Origin of the sequence: Cobetia sp. 4B (genome assembly GCF_018831605.1) — a bacterium.
Taxonomy (GTDB): domain Bacteria; phylum Pseudomonadota; class Gammaproteobacteria; order Pseudomonadales; family Halomonadaceae; genus Cobetia; species Cobetia amphilecti.
Genome location: NZ_CP059843.1, coordinates 4,109,495 through 4,121,970 on the forward strand (window position 1 = coordinate 4,109,495; position 12,476 = coordinate 4,121,970).

The following is a 12,476-nucleotide window of genomic DNA, read 5'->3' on the forward strand; positions in this document are numbered from 1 at the left end:
ACGAGGGCCTTTTCATCGTTATCGCTTGCGCGTTCTATCGGCGCACAGGCGAAAAACTTTATTCAGAACGGGATTTCATCATCGAAATCATCGAAGCTGCCCGCGGGCGGCGCACCGAAATTGTTGTTCTGGGAGTTGTTCTGCTGGGCAGGCTGCTGGCCACCGAAGTTGTTGCCCTGCTGAGGTGCCGGCTGCTGACCACCGAACTGACCGCCTTGCTGAGGGGCCGGCTGCTGACCACCGAACTGGCCACCTTGCTGCGGGGCCGGCTGCTGACCACCGAACTGGCCACCCTGCTGGGGGGCTGCGGCCGGTTGCTGGCCGCCCTGCTGAGGCGCCTGCTGCGGGCGACCACCAGCGAAGTTGCCGCCGCCACCTTCACCACGCGTATCCAGCATCTGCATGTCGTTGGCCACGATTTCTGTGCTGTAACGGTCATTGCCGTTCTGATCCTGCCACTTGCGCGTCTGCAGGCGGCCTTCGATATACAGGCGTGAGCCTTTCTTGACGTATTGCTGGGCCACTTCAGCCAGCTTGTTGAACATCACCACACGGTGCCATTCGGTACGTTCCTGACGCTGACCGCTCTGGCGATCATTCCAGGTGTCCGTCGTCGCGAGGTTCAGGTTGCACACCGCACTACCGGACGGGGTGAAGCGAACTTCCGGGTCTTGACCGAGATTACCGATCAGAATGACCTTGTTTACGCCACGAGCCATGAAGATTACTCCTGCAAATAGACCGGCGCGCCATGGGCACCGGAGAAGGTATCGAGTGCACCGGCAATGTGTTGCCGATGTCAGGGTTCAGCTGGCAGGCACTTCCGCGCCTGCCGGAGTTTCGTCATCACGCTGGCGAGTGAAGCGGGCCAGCGCCTTGTCATCCAGTGTATCGCGTGTGACCTTGAGATAAGCGACCCGTTCCTCACGCACCACGAGCGCCTCTTCCACGCCGGCGATCGCCAGCAGGCGTGTCTGCAGCTCGACGGCCGACAATTGCGCGGCCTCGGGTGACAGGCCGATCACTTCACTGCCCAGATGTCGCGGCGGTTGCATGCCCCACACCACGGCCAGCCACAGAATGGCGACCAGTCCCATGGCGAAGAACACGCCGCTCAGACCGAAATGCCCGGTCAACCAGCCGCCCCCGACACCGCCCACGAAGGCGCCCAGGAACTGACTGGTGGAATAGACCCCCATCGCCGTGCCCTTGGCACCGGCCGGGGCCAGCTTTGAGATCATCGAAGGCAAGGTCGCCTCAAGCAGATTGAAGGCGACGAAGAACAGCCACAGCAGGCCGAGGAACATCGCCAGCCCGGCATGCTCGATGCCATCGACTCCCAGCAGCAGCAAGCTTGTCGCGATGGTCGCGACGGCCCCCAGGAAGACGGGCTTCATGCGCCGATACTTCTCGGCCACGATGACCAGCGGCAGCATGGCGACAAAGGCCAGCCCCATCAATGGCAGATAGATCCAGCCGTGATGCGCCGGGGCGATGCCGAAATTGACCAGCTGCTGGGGAATGGCCACGAAGCAGGCGGTCAGGATCATGTGCAGCGCAAAGATCGACACATCCATGCGCAACAATGCGGAATTCGAGAGGATACCCTTGAGCTGGCGCCTATCAAGCCCCACATCCTGATGTTGACGCCTGGGCGCAGCTGGCACCAGCTTCCAGAGCACGAACAGGCTCGCGACGGCCATCACGGCGGTCAACCAGAAGACCCCCGACAGGCCGAAGGCATCTGCGGCCAGTGGCCCTGCGACCATCGCCAGTGCAAAGGCGACCCCGATCGACATGCCGATGGAGGCCATCGCCATGGTGCGAACCTCCTCCCGGGTCTGATCGGCCAGCAGTGCCATGATCGCTCCCGCCACGGCGCCGCTGCCCTGCAGACAGCGCCCGAGGATGATCATCTCGATGCTGTCGGCCGTCGCCGCGACCAGCGAGCCCAGAATGAACAACCCGAGCCCGAAGCCGATCACGGCCTTGCGCCCCAGTCGGTCTGACAGCCAGCCGAACGGAATCTGCAGCAATGCCTGGGTCAGCCCGTAGCCACCCAGCGCCACACCGACCAGTGTCGGCGTCGCACCGGCGAGGTCACGGGTATAGAGCGCCAGCACCGGCAACACCATGAACAGCCCCAGCATGCGAGTCGCATAGAGGCTGGCAAGGCCGACGATGGCGCGGCGTTCCGGCGCGAGCAGTCGAGAGGTTTTCATGGGCGGCGGCGGGCTCCGGAGCATGACAGTCAAGAAGAGGGAGGCCGACCACGTGGGTCGCCGAGATGTGACGTCCAACGGTGGTCGCCCACCAATGGACTGCATATTCTAAGGCCCGCTTGGCGGCTTTGAAAGCATGCAGCCTTTGCCGGGTGTTTCACCCGCGCCTTATAATCGTTGCTTTTATCGACGCAGCCCGAGGTGGCAATGGACAGGATTCAGGTGAGGGGTGCGCGCACCCACAACCTCAAGAACATCGATGTCGAACTGCCGCGTGACAAGCTGATCGTGGTGACCGGACTTTCCGGTTCCGGCAAGTCATCACTTGCCTTTGACACTCTCTATGCCGAGGGACAGCGGCGCTACGTCGAATCACTGTCCACCTACGCACGTCAGTTCCTGTCGATGATGGAAAAGCCGGACATCGACCATATCGAAGGTCTGTCACCGGCGATTTCCATCGAACAGAAATCGACCTCGCACAACCCGCGCTCCACCGTCGGCACCATTACCGAGATCTACGATTACCTGCGCCTGCTGTATGCACGCGCCGGTACGCCGCGCTGTCCGGACCACGCGATCGACCTGGAAGCCCAGACCATCTCGCAGATGGTCGATCAGGCGCTCGCCCTGCCGGAAGGCAGCAAGCTGATGCTGCTGGCTCCCGTGGTCAGTGGCCGCAAGGGTGAGCACCTCCAGCTGCTGTCAGAGCTGCGCGCCCAGGGCTTCGTGCGGGCCCGCATCGACGGCGTGATCGTCGAGCTGGATGATCTCAAGCCGCTGGAGAAGAACAAGAAGCATGACATCGACGTCGTCGTCGATCGTTTCAAGGTGCGCGAAGACCTCAAGCAGCGTCTGGCCGAATCCTTCGAGACCGCGCTGAACCTGGCCGACGGCAGCGCACGCCTGCACTTCATGGATGGCGAACAGGAAGACCTCGTCTTCTCCTCGCGCTTCGCCTGCCCGGTGTGTGGCTATGCGCTGGCCGAGCTGGAACCGCGCCTGTTCTCCTTCAACAACCCGGCGGGCGCCTGCCCGACCTGTGACGGCCTCGGCGTGAAGCAGTATTTCGATCCCGAGAAGCTGATCAGCCACCCTGAGCTGTCACTGGCCGAAGGCGTCATCAAGGGCTGGGACCGTCGCAGCGTCTACTACTTCAGCCAGCTGCAGGCCGTTGCCGAGCATTACGGCTTCGCGCTGGAAGCGGCCTGGGAGTCGCTCAGCGATGAAGCGCGTGACGCCGTGCTCAATGGCAGTGGCCGCGAGGACATCGCCTTCAGCTACGTGAATGACCGTGGCCGCAAGGTGACCCGCGAGCACCCCTTCGAGGGCGTACTGCCCAACATGGAGCGCCGTTACCGCGAGACCGAATCCAACATGGTGCGCGAGGACCTCGCCCGCTATCTGGCAGTCCAGCCGTGCCCGAGCTGCGACGGCTCGCGCCTGCGTCGTGAAGCGCGCAACGTCTATGTCGATGACCGCACGCTCTCCGAGGTCGTGCGTCAGCCGATCGGTGAAGCGTGGGAAGAGTTCGGCAAGCTGAGTCTGCCGGGACGCAAGGGCGAGATCGCCGCCAAGATCGTGCATGAGATCCAGGCGCGCCTCGAATTTCTCGTCAATGTCGGCCTCGACTATCTGACCCTGGAGCGCAGCGCCGACACCCTGTCCGGCGGTGAGGCGCAGCGTATCCGTCTCGCCAGCCAGATCGGTGCCGGACTGGTCGGGGTGATGTACATCCTCGATGAGCCGTCCATCGGCCTGCATCAGCGCGACAATGATCGTCTGCTCAAGACGCTGATCCATCTGCGCGACCTGGGCAACACCGTGATCGTGGTCGAGCATGATGAGGACGCGATTCGCGCCGCCGACCACGTGCTGGATATCGGCCCGGGCGCCGGCGTGCATGGTGGCGAGATCGTCGCCCAGGGCACGCCGGAGCAGATCGAGGCGACGCCTGGCTCATTGACCGGGCAATACCTGAGCGGCGAGCGCGAGATCGCCGTGCCGCCCTACCGCCTTCCGGCCAACCCTGACAAGGTGCTGCGCCTGACCGGTGCCACCGGCAACAACCTGCAGGATGTGACGCTGACGCTGCCGACAGGCCTGCTGACGTGCATCACCGGGGTCTCGGGCTCGGGCAAGTCGACGCTGATCAATGCCACCCTGATGCCACTGGCGGCGCGTGAGCTCAATCGGGCCACCACCCTCACGCCCGCGCCCTACGGCACCATCGAAGGGCTGGACCTGTTCGACAAGATGGTGGATATCGACCAGAGCCCCATCGGACGGACGCCGCGCTCCAATCCGGCGACCTATACCGGCATCTTCACGCCGATTCGCGAGCTGTTCTCAGGCACCCAGGAAGCACGCGCCCGCGGCTACAAGCCGGGCCGCTTCAGCTTCAACGTCAAGGGCGGCCGCTGCGAGGCCTGTCAGGGCGACGGCCTGATCAAGGTCGAGATGCACTTCCTGCCCGACATGTACGTGCCCTGCGATGTCTGCAAGGGCAAGCGCTACAACCGCGAGACGCTTGAAGTGCAGTACAAGGGCAAGAACATCCACGAAGTGCTGGAGATGACCATCGAGGAGGCGCTGGAGTTCTTCTCGCCGGTTCCGGCCATCGCCCGCCGTCTGCAGACGCTGATGGATGTCGGCCTCTCCTACGTCCGCCTCGGCCAGAGTGCGACCACGCTGTCCGGCGGTGAAGCCCAGCGCGTCAAGCTGGCGCGCGAGCTGGCCAAGCGCGATACCGGCAAGACGCTCTATATTCTCGATGAGCCGACCACCGGTCTGCACTTCGAGGATATTCGCCAGCTACTGGTCGTGTTGCACCGCCTGCGCGATCACGGCAACACCGTGGTCGTGATCGAGCACAACCTGGATGTGATCAAGACCGCCGACTGGCTGATCGACCTCGGCCCGGAGGGCGGCTCAGGCGGCGGCCAGATCATCGCCGAAGGCACGCCGGAGCAACTGGCCACGCAGGAGATCTCGCACACCGGTCGCTTCCTGGCCCCGCTGCTGGAGCGCCAGAAAGCCATCAGTGCCACCGCGAGCAGCAAGAAGAAGGCCGAGACCAGCAGCTAGGCGCCGGCTCACGCCCCTTCAGCTCCTCTGATTCACCTCGCCCCAGCACACTCTCAGCACACCCCGGGGCGAGGTGAATCTCCGGCAAATGACACGCCCGTGTCACCCGGCCAACTGCCAGGCATAAAAAAAGGCCAACCCGTGAGGGTTGGCCTTTTCTTGTGGACGAAGCAAGCCGAAGCTTACTCTTCGCCCGCTGCCTCGGAGGCAACCGGACGATCGACCAGCTCGACGAATGCCATCGGGGCATTGTCACCGGCGCGATAGCCGCACTTCAGGATGCGCAGGTAACCGCCCGGACGGGAGGTGTAGCGCGGGCCGAGCTCATTGAAGAGCTTGCCGACCGCTTCCTTGGAGCGCGTGCGAGAGAACGCCAAACGGCGGTTCGCAACGGTGTCCTGCTTGGCCAGGGTGATCAGCGGCTCGATATGACGACGCAGTTCCTTGGCTTTCGGCAGGGTAGTCTTGATGACTTCGTGCTCTACCAGAGAGATGCACATGTTCTTGAACATGGCTTCACGGTGAGAGCTGGTACGGTTCAGGTGACGACCACTCTTACGATGACGCATGGTTGTGATTCCTTACCAGTCTGGGGCTTGAGCCGACCGGGCTTCCTTAAGCGGAAGCCTTGTCGTCCTTCAGGCTTGCGGGCGGCCAGTTTTCCAACCGCATGCCGAGGGACAGACCACGCGCGGACAGCACGTCCTTGATTTCATTCAAGGACTTCTTGCCGAGATTCGGGGTCTTCAGCAGCTCAACTTCGGTGCGCTGAATGAGATCACCGATGTAATAGATATTCTCGGCCTTGAGACAGTTCGCACTGCGAACAGTCAGCTCAAGATCGTCTACGGGACGGAGAAGGATCGGATCGATTTGATCTTCCTCTTCTTCGACTTCCTGTTCCTTGTCTGCTTCCAGATCAACGAAGGCGGCCAGCTGCTCCTGCAGGATAGTTGCGGAGCGGCGGATCGCTTCTTCCGGATCCAGTGTGCCGTCGGTTTCCAGGTCGATCACCAGCTTGTCGAGGTTGGTGCGCTGTTCAACACGCGCAGCCTCGACGGCATAGGAGACCCGACGAACCGGGGTAAAGGTCGCATCCAGCTGGAGGCGGCCAATGGCACGTGATTCGTCATCAGCAGAGATGCGAGCATCTGCCGCTTCGTAGCCGCGGCCACGAGCGATCTTGAGCTGCATCTTCAGCTCGCCACCATCATTGAGGTGAGCGATGACGTGATCCGGATTCACGATTTCGAGATCGTGGTCGCCAGCGATGTCGCCAGCAGTCACGATACCCGGGCCCTTCTTGTTCAGCGCCAGCACAGCTTCGTCGCGACCATGCATCTTGATGGCCACGTCCTTGAGGTTCAGCAGGATTTCGATTACATCCTCCTGCACCCCTTCAATGGCGCTGTACTCGTGCAGAACGCCTTCGATCTCAGCTTCCACGACGGCACAGCCGGGCATGGAAGAAAGCAGGATGCGACGCAGAGCATTCCCCAGGGTGTGGCCGAAACCACGCTCGAAGGGTTCGAGGACGATTCGCGCGTGATGGGCGCTGACTTCCTCGACCTTGATATCGCGAGGACGGAGAAACTCTGTCACTGAGCGCTGCATAAGAACACCTTTAAGGCTGCCAAACGGATAATCTGGGTACTCCAGCCGGGCCGACGAATCGGCCCGGCGTTACATTACTTGGAGTACAGCTCGACGATCAGGTTTTCGTTGATATCGGCAGACAGGTCGCCACGCTCGGGGACAGCCTTGAAAGTGCCTTCCATCTTCTTGGAGTCGACGTCGACCCAGGAGACATCACCGCGGTTGGCAGCGAGTGCCAGAGACTGCTGGATGCGAGCCTGGTTCTTGGCCTTCTCACGAACGGTGACCACATCGCCAGCCTTCACTTTGAAGGAAGCAACGTTGACGGTACGGCCGTTCACGGCGATCGCCTTGTGGCTGACCAGCTGACGTGCCTCGGAACGCGTGGAGCCGAAGCCCATGCGGTAGACGACGTTGTCGAGACGAGTCTCGAGGAGCTGGAGCAGAACCTCACCGGTCGCACCCTTGAGGCGAGCGGCTTCTTTGTAGTAGTTGCGGAATTGCTTTTCCAGCACGCCGTACATGCGACGCACCTTCTGCTTTTCACGCAGCTGCAGGCCGTAGTCTGAAAGACGCTGACGGCGCTGGCCATGAACACCCGGGGGTTGTTCGGATTTGCACTTCTTCTCGAACGGAGTCACGCCACTCTTCAGGAAGAGGTCGGTGCCTTCACGACGAGACAGTTTGCACTTCGGTCCAATATAACGAGCCATGAGTCTGTCTCCTTAAACGCGGCGTTTCTTCGGCGGACGGCACCCATTATGCGGGATGGGGGTCACGTCGGTGATGCTTTGCACGCGGAAGCCTGCGGCATTGAGAGCACGCACGGCGGACTCACGACCCGGACCCGGGCCCTTGACCAGCACGTCGACGTTCTTCACACCATATTCGGCTGCAGCGGTCGCTGCACGTTCACTTGCGACTTGCGCAGCGAACGGGGTGCTCTTGCGAGAACCACGAAAACCCGAACCACCGGCAGTTGCCCAGGAAAGAGCATTGCCCTGGCGGTCTGTGATCGTCACGATAGTGTTGTTAAAAGAGGCGTGGATATGCGCGATGGCATCCACTACCTGCTTTTTAACCTTCTTGCGCTTACTCGGGTTAGCCATTAGATGTTTCCTGTCTAAACGCCAGTTCGTTTACTTGCGAATCGGTTTACGCGGACCTTTGCGTGTACGTGCGTTGGTCTTGGTGCGCTGACCGCGCAACGGAAGACCACGACGATGGCGCAGGCCACGATAGCAACCGAGGTCCATGAGACGCTTAATGTTCAGCGTGATCTCACGACGCAGGTCGCCTTCGACGGTGTACTTACCCACCTCGGCACGAACCAGGTCCAGTTGTTCAACAGACAGATCAGCGATCTTGACGCTCGGTTCTAAACCGAGAGCGGCGCAGATCTGCTGTGCACGCGTACGGCCAATCCCGAAGATATAAGTCAGCGAGATCGCCGCGTGCTTGTTGTCCGGGATATTGACGCCAGCAATACGGGCCATCAGTTTTCTCCGAAAGGTTAGCGGCGGATTTTACATCCACAAAGGGCGCAATAGCATACCCCTTGATCCCATTGGGAACAAGGGGGTATGCCAGCACCCGAGCTTGTATTCAGCTAAGCGGGTCGAGGGAATTAACCCTGACGCTGCTTGTGGCGGGGCTCAGTGCAGATGACCCGCACTGCGCCACGACGCCGAATGATCTTGCAGTTACGGCAAATTTTCTTGACGGAAGCTCGAACTTTCATCGTTCTCTCCAGTTTGCTAACAGGGGCTGCGCAATCAGCGCATCATGCCACCGCTGCCATAGCCTTTGAGGTTGGCCTTCTTCATCACCGACGCATACTGATTTGACATCAGATGCGACTGCACCTGGGCCATGAAGTCCATGACCACCACGACCACGATGAGCAGAGAGGTGCCGCCGAAATAGAACGGAACCTGCCATGCAACAACGAGGAATTGAGGCATCAGGGAGACTAGGGTGATGTAGAGGGCGCCGAACAGCGTCAGGCGAGTCATCACCTTATCGATGTAACGGGCGGTCTGTTCGCCTGGGCGAATACCCGGCAGAAACGCTCCTGACTTCTTGAGGTTGTCAGCAACATCCTTCGGATTGAAGACCAGCGCCGTGTAGAAGAAGCAGAAGAATACTACAGCGGCAGCGAAAAGCAAGATATACAGTGGCTGACCCGGCCCGAGAGCCTGAGATGCCGTCTGCAACCATTGCATGCTTTCACTCTGGCCAAACCATTGACCCATCGACGCAGGGAACAGCAGGATGCTTGACGCGAAGATCGGCGGGATGACCCCGGCCATGTTGACCTTCATCGGCAAGTAGCTGCTCTGACCTGCATACATCTTGTTGCCAACCTGACGGCGCGGATAGTTCACCGTGATGCGGCGTTGGCCGCGTTCGATGAACACCACGAAGGCAACGGTAATGACTGCGAGCAGCGTCAGCGCCAGCAGCGGAAGCACATTCCAGGCACCATCATTGCGCGCCAGTTCGAAAGACTGGCCGATGGCACTCGGCAGCCCGGCGACAATACCAGCAAAGATGATCAGTGAGATCCCGTTGCCGATACCCTTCTCGGTGATCTGCTCTCCCAGCCACATCAGGAACACCGCACCAGCCACGAACGTACTCACGGCGGTGAAGTAGAAGCTGAAGTCAGCGGAATAGGCGACACCGTTTCCGACCAGTCCGACTGCCATGCCGATCGATTGGACCAGGGCCAGTACTACCGTGCCGTAGCGCGTGTACTGGCTGATCTTGCGACGGCCGGCCTCGCCTTCCTTTTTCAACTGCTCAAGCTGAGGCGAGACCACCGTCAGGAGCTGCATGATGATCGACGCGGATATGTAGGGCATGATGCCCAGCGCGAAGATACTCATTCGCTCCAGTGCACCACCGGAGAACATGTTGAACATGCTCAGGATGGTGCCCTGGTTTTCCCTGAACAAGGCAGCAAGCTGGTCAGGATTGATACCGGGAACGGGGATGTGTGCACCGATTCGGTACACCACGATGGCGATGAACACGAAGCGCAAACGCGCCCAGAGTTCGCTCAACCCACTTCCCTGCATCGCCGGTACGTTTCCTGACTTAGCCATTTAGTCCTCTACCTTGCCACCGGCAGCTTCGATCGCAGCACGGGCACCCTTGGTGACCTTAATGCCGCGAACCGTGACTGCCTTGTCCAGTTCGCCGGAGAGCATGACCTTCGCGAACTTCGTGGAATCACGAAGCACGTTGGCCTTCTTCAGCGTTTCGAGGTCGACGATCTCGCCGTCTACCAGTGCCAGTTCGCTCAGGCGCACTTCTTCGGAAATCAGAGACTTCGCGGAAGTGAAACCAAACTTCGGCAGGCGACGCTGCATAGGCATCTGACCGCCTTCGAAGCCCGGCTTGACGCTGCCACCGGAACGGGACTTCTGGCCCTTGTGGCCACGACCGCCGGTCTTACCAAGACCGGAGCCGATACCACGACCGACACGCTTTGCAGCGTGCTTGGAGCCCGGGGCCGGACTCAGGGTATTCAATTTCATGGATTACTCTCCCTCAACACGGACAAGGTAGTGAACCTTGTTGATCATGCCGCGTACCGCGGGGGTGTCTTCCAGCTCGACAGTGTGACCGATGCGGCGCAGGCCAAGACCTTTCATAGTGGCCTTGTGCTTTTCGAGGACGCCGATGGTGCTGCGGATCTGGGTTACCGTGATCTTAGCTGCCATGGTGCCTTACCCCGCAATCTTGTCGACAGACAGGCCACGCTTGGCGGCGATGTCTTCCGGAGATTTCATGGCAGCGAGACCGTTGATGGTCGCGCGCACCACGTTGACCGGATTGGTGGAACCGTAGCACTTGGCCAGGACGTCATGGACGCCTGCCAGTTCGAGCACGGAACGCATCGCACCGCCGGCAATGATGCCGGTACCTTCGGACGCTGGCTGCATGTAGATCTTGGATGCGCCGTGACGAGCCTTCACCGGGTACTGCAGGGTGTGGCCCTTCAGGTCAACCTTGATCATGTTGCGACGAGCTTGGTCCATTGCCTTCTGGATCGCGACCGGCACTTCACGCGCCTTGCCACGGCCGAAGCCAACACGACCATTGCCGTCACCAACGACAGTCAGAGCGGTGAAACCGAAGATACGGCCGCCCTTGACTACCTTGGCGACGCGGTTGATCTGCACGAGCTTCTCTTGCAGGTCACCGCCCTTCTGTTCGATATTCGCCATCGTAAAACCCTTTAGAATTCCAGGCCGCCTTCACGTGCGGCATCGGCCAGGGCCTTCACGCGACCGTGGTACTTGTACCCGGAGCGATCGAAAGCCACTTGCTTGATACCCGCTTCCTTCGCGCGCTCGGCAATCAGAGCACCCACCTTGGCGGCGGAGTCCGAGTTACCGGTAGAACCTTCGCGCAGGCTCTTGTCGAGCGTGGATGCGGTGGCCAGGACCTGGCCGCCATCCGGCGAGATGATCTGCGCGTAGATGTGACGCGGGGTGCGGTTCACGCACAGGCGAAACACGCCCAGCTCGCGGATTTTCGCACGAGCGCGGCGGGCACGACGGAGACGAGATTCTTTCTTCGCGTTCATAACCCTGCCTTACTTCTTCTTGGCTTCTTTACGACGGACGACTTCGTCGCTGTACCGAATACCTTTGCCCTTGTAGGGCTCCGGCGGACGGAATGCGCGAATCTCTGCGGCGACCTGACCCAAAGCCTGCTTGTCAGCAGACGTGAGGACGATCTGAGTGTTCTTCGGCGTTTCAGCCGTAACACTTGCCGGCAGTTCATAGTCGACCGGGTGTGAGAAGCCCAGTGTCAGGTTGATTGTCTGGCCTTTGGCCTGGGCACGATAACCCACACCATTGATTTCCAGAGACTTGGTGAAGCCTTCGGAAACACCAGACACCATGTTGTTGACCAGAGCACGAGTGGTACCAACCATTGCCCAGTTCTTGGCGGTCTCGGACGGAGCGAAGGTCATTTGACCTTCTTCCATAGAGATGACCACGTCCTGGTGGACGGTCAGTTCCAGCTGGCCTTTGCTGCCCTTCACGGTCAGCTTGTCGCCGTCGAGCTTTGCCTCGACGCCGTTCGGCAATTTAACCGGATACTTGGCTACGCGGGACATTCCAAACTCCTAGAATACGGTGCAGAGGACTTCGCCGCCGACACCAGCTTGACGGGCCGCACGATCGGTCATCACGCCCCGGGAGGTGGAAACGATCGCAATACCCAGGCCATCTGCGACTTTCGGAAGCTCACCCTTGCCTTTGTACTGGCGCAGGGACGGCTTGGAAATACGCTTGATGCTCTCGATAACCGACTTGCCTTCGAAGTACTTGAGGGTCACGGTCAGTTCCGGCTTGGCGCCTTCTGCGACGGCAAACTCGGAAATATAACCCTCTTCCTTCAATACGCGGGCCACTTCAACCTTGAGCTTGGAAGACGGCATGGTAACCGTCTCCTTGGTGGCCATCTGCGCATTGCGGATACGAGTGAACATATCCGCCAGAGTGTCTTGCATGCTCATTTACGTTGCGCTCCTGAATTCTTGCAGTG

Annotated in this window: 16 protein-coding genes; 1 reads left to right on the top strand and 15 read right to left on the bottom strand. The window is 60.4% G+C overall.

Annotated features, from left to right (window positions below):
- Window positions 1-62: 62 nt before the first annotated feature.
- Together ssb and H2O77_RS16855 are read right to left on the bottom strand one after the other, a co-directional pair.
- Window positions 63-719 carry a single-stranded DNA-binding protein gene (gene ssb, locus H2O77_RS16850; protein ID WP_131432841.1) on the bottom strand — a complete coding sequence of 219 codons (657 nt, stop codon included), beginning with the start codon at window positions 717-719 and terminating at the stop codon, window positions 63-65.
- An 87-nt stretch (window positions 720-806) separates the two neighbouring features.
- Window positions 807-2,222, bottom strand: coding sequence for an MFS transporter (locus H2O77_RS16855; RefSeq protein WP_215823597.1), 1,416 nt, complete (start codon window positions 2,220-2,222; stop codon window positions 807-809).
- Between the two features lie 207 nt (window positions 2,223-2,429).
- Here H2O77_RS16855 and uvrA point away from each other — a divergent pair, with 207 nt between their 5' ends.
- Complete coding sequence (gene uvrA, locus H2O77_RS16860) at window positions 2,430-5,309, top strand: excinuclease ABC subunit UvrA (protein ID WP_215823598.1); 2,880 nt, start codon at window positions 2,430-2,432, stop codon at window positions 5,307-5,309.
- Between the two features lie 182 nt (window positions 5,310-5,491).
- Here the strand turns inward: uvrA and rplQ are convergent, their stop codons facing one another.
- The 13 genes from rplQ to rpsH form a co-directional block, all read right to left on the bottom strand.
- On the bottom strand, window positions 5,492-5,878 hold the full coding sequence (gene rplQ / locus H2O77_RS16865; RefSeq protein WP_043334820.1) for a 50S ribosomal protein L17: 387 nt from the start codon (window positions 5,876-5,878) through the stop codon (window positions 5,492-5,494).
- A gap of 46 nt (window positions 5,879-5,924) precedes the next feature.
- A complete protein-coding gene (gene rpoA / locus H2O77_RS16870) occupies window positions 5,925-6,923 on the bottom strand; it encodes a DNA-directed RNA polymerase subunit alpha (RefSeq protein ID WP_043334822.1) in 999 nt (332 codons plus the stop codon).
- Between the two features lie 74 nt (window positions 6,924-6,997).
- Window positions 6,998-7,618, bottom strand: coding sequence for a 30S ribosomal protein S4 (gene rpsD / locus H2O77_RS16875; protein WP_043334824.1), 621 nt, complete (start codon window positions 7,616-7,618; stop codon window positions 6,998-7,000).
- A gap of 12 nt (window positions 7,619-7,630) precedes the next feature.
- The gene (rpsK, locus tag H2O77_RS16880; protein ID WP_043334827.1) at window positions 7,631-8,014 is read right to left on the bottom strand and encodes a 30S ribosomal protein S11; all 384 of its coding nucleotides are present in this window, start codon (window positions 8,012-8,014) and stop codon (window positions 7,631-7,633) included.
- Window positions 8,015-8,044: 30 nt separating this feature from the next.
- Window positions 8,045-8,401 carry a 30S ribosomal protein S13 gene (gene rpsM / locus H2O77_RS16885; protein WP_024950672.1) on the bottom strand — a complete coding sequence of 119 codons (357 nt, stop codon included), beginning with the start codon at window positions 8,399-8,401 and terminating at the stop codon, window positions 8,045-8,047.
- 131 nt (window positions 8,402-8,532) lie between these two features.
- On the bottom strand, window positions 8,533-8,646 hold the full coding sequence (gene rpmJ, locus H2O77_RS16890) for a 50S ribosomal protein L36 (protein ID WP_077373351.1): 114 nt from the start codon (window positions 8,644-8,646) through the stop codon (window positions 8,533-8,535).
- A gap of 34 nt (window positions 8,647-8,680) precedes the next feature.
- Window positions 8,681-10,015 (bottom strand): preprotein translocase subunit SecY, encoded by a 1,335-nt coding sequence (secY, locus tag H2O77_RS16895; protein WP_043334831.1) that lies wholly within the window; start codon window positions 10,013-10,015, stop codon window positions 8,681-8,683.
- A complete protein-coding gene (gene rplO / locus H2O77_RS16900) occupies window positions 10,016-10,450 on the bottom strand; it encodes a 50S ribosomal protein L15 (RefSeq protein ID WP_043334834.1) in 435 nt (144 codons plus the stop codon). It lies immediately after the preceding gene.
- A gap of 3 nt (window positions 10,451-10,453) precedes the next feature.
- A complete protein-coding gene (gene rpmD, locus H2O77_RS16905) occupies window positions 10,454-10,636 on the bottom strand; it encodes a 50S ribosomal protein L30 (RefSeq protein WP_024950669.1) in 183 nt (60 codons plus the stop codon).
- Between the two features lie 6 nt (window positions 10,637-10,642).
- The gene (gene rpsE, locus H2O77_RS16910) at window positions 10,643-11,143 is read right to left on the bottom strand and encodes a 30S ribosomal protein S5 (RefSeq protein ID WP_054556902.1); all 501 of its coding nucleotides are present in this window, start codon (window positions 11,141-11,143) and stop codon (window positions 10,643-10,645) included.
- An 11-nt stretch (window positions 11,144-11,154) separates the two neighbouring features.
- Window positions 11,155-11,505, bottom strand: coding sequence for a 50S ribosomal protein L18 (gene rplR / locus H2O77_RS16915; protein WP_024950667.1), 351 nt, complete (start codon window positions 11,503-11,505; stop codon window positions 11,155-11,157).
- A 9-nt stretch (window positions 11,506-11,514) separates the two neighbouring features.
- The gene (gene rplF / locus H2O77_RS16920) at window positions 11,515-12,045 is read right to left on the bottom strand and encodes a 50S ribosomal protein L6 (RefSeq protein WP_166020051.1); all 531 of its coding nucleotides are present in this window, start codon (window positions 12,043-12,045) and stop codon (window positions 11,515-11,517) included.
- Window positions 12,046-12,054: 9 nt separating this feature from the next.
- A complete protein-coding gene (gene rpsH, locus H2O77_RS16925; RefSeq protein ID WP_043334840.1) occupies window positions 12,055-12,447 on the bottom strand; it encodes a 30S ribosomal protein S8 in 393 nt (130 codons plus the stop codon).
- Between the last annotated feature and the right edge of the window lie 29 nt (window positions 12,448-12,476).

Bases quoted from the DNA above. Each gene is read 5' to 3' on its own strand.
- rpmJ (WP_077373351.1), bottom strand. From the start codon at position 8,646: ATGAAAGTTCGAGCTTCCGTCAAGAAAATTTGCCGTAACTGCAAGATC.
- rpsD (WP_043334824.1), bottom strand. From the start codon at position 7,618: ATGGCTCGTTATATTGGACCGAAGTGCAAACTGTCTCGTCGTGAAGGC.
- uvrA (WP_215823598.1), top strand. From the start codon at position 2,430: ATGGACAGGATTCAGGTGAGGGGTGCGCGCACCCACAACCTCAAGAAC.
- rpsK (WP_043334827.1), bottom strand. From the start codon at position 8,014: ATGGCTAACCCGAGTAAGCGCAAGAAGGTTAAAAAGCAGGTAGTGGAT.
- rpsM (WP_024950672.1), bottom strand. From the start codon at position 8,401: ATGGCCCGTATTGCTGGCGTCAATATCCCGGACAACAAGCACGCGGCG.
- secY (WP_043334831.1), bottom strand. From the start codon at position 10,015: ATGGCTAAGTCAGGAAACGTACCGGCGATGCAGGGAAGTGGGTTGAGC.
- rplQ (WP_043334820.1), bottom strand. From the start codon at position 5,878: ATGCGTCATCGTAAGAGTGGTCGTCACCTGAACCGTACCAGCTCTCAC.
- rpsH (WP_043334840.1), bottom strand. From the start codon at position 12,447: ATGAGCATGCAAGACACTCTGGCGGATATGTTCACTCGTATCCGCAAT.
- rpsE (WP_054556902.1), bottom strand. From the start codon at position 11,143: ATGGCGAATATCGAACAGAAGGGCGGTGACCTGCAAGAGAAGCTCGTG.
- rplR (WP_024950667.1), bottom strand. From the start codon at position 11,505: ATGAACGCGAAGAAAGAATCTCGTCTCCGTCGTGCCCGCCGCGCTCGT.
- ssb (WP_131432841.1), bottom strand. From the start codon at position 719: ATGGCTCGTGGCGTAAACAAGGTCATTCTGATCGGTAATCTCGGTCAA.
- H2O77_RS16855 (WP_215823597.1), bottom strand. From the start codon at position 2,222: ATGAAAACCTCTCGACTGCTCGCGCCGGAACGCCGCGCCATCGTCGGC.
- rplO (WP_043334834.1), bottom strand. From the start codon at position 10,450: ATGAAATTGAATACCCTGAGTCCGGCCCCGGGCTCCAAGCACGCTGCA.
- rplF (WP_166020051.1), bottom strand. From the start codon at position 12,045: ATGTCCCGCGTAGCCAAGTATCCGGTTAAATTGCCGAACGGCGTCGAG.
- rpoA (WP_043334822.1), bottom strand. From the start codon at position 6,923: ATGCAGCGCTCAGTGACAGAGTTTCTCCGTCCTCGCGATATCAAGGTC.
- rpmD (WP_024950669.1), bottom strand. From the start codon at position 10,636: ATGGCAGCTAAGATCACGGTAACCCAGATCCGCAGCACCATCGGCGTC.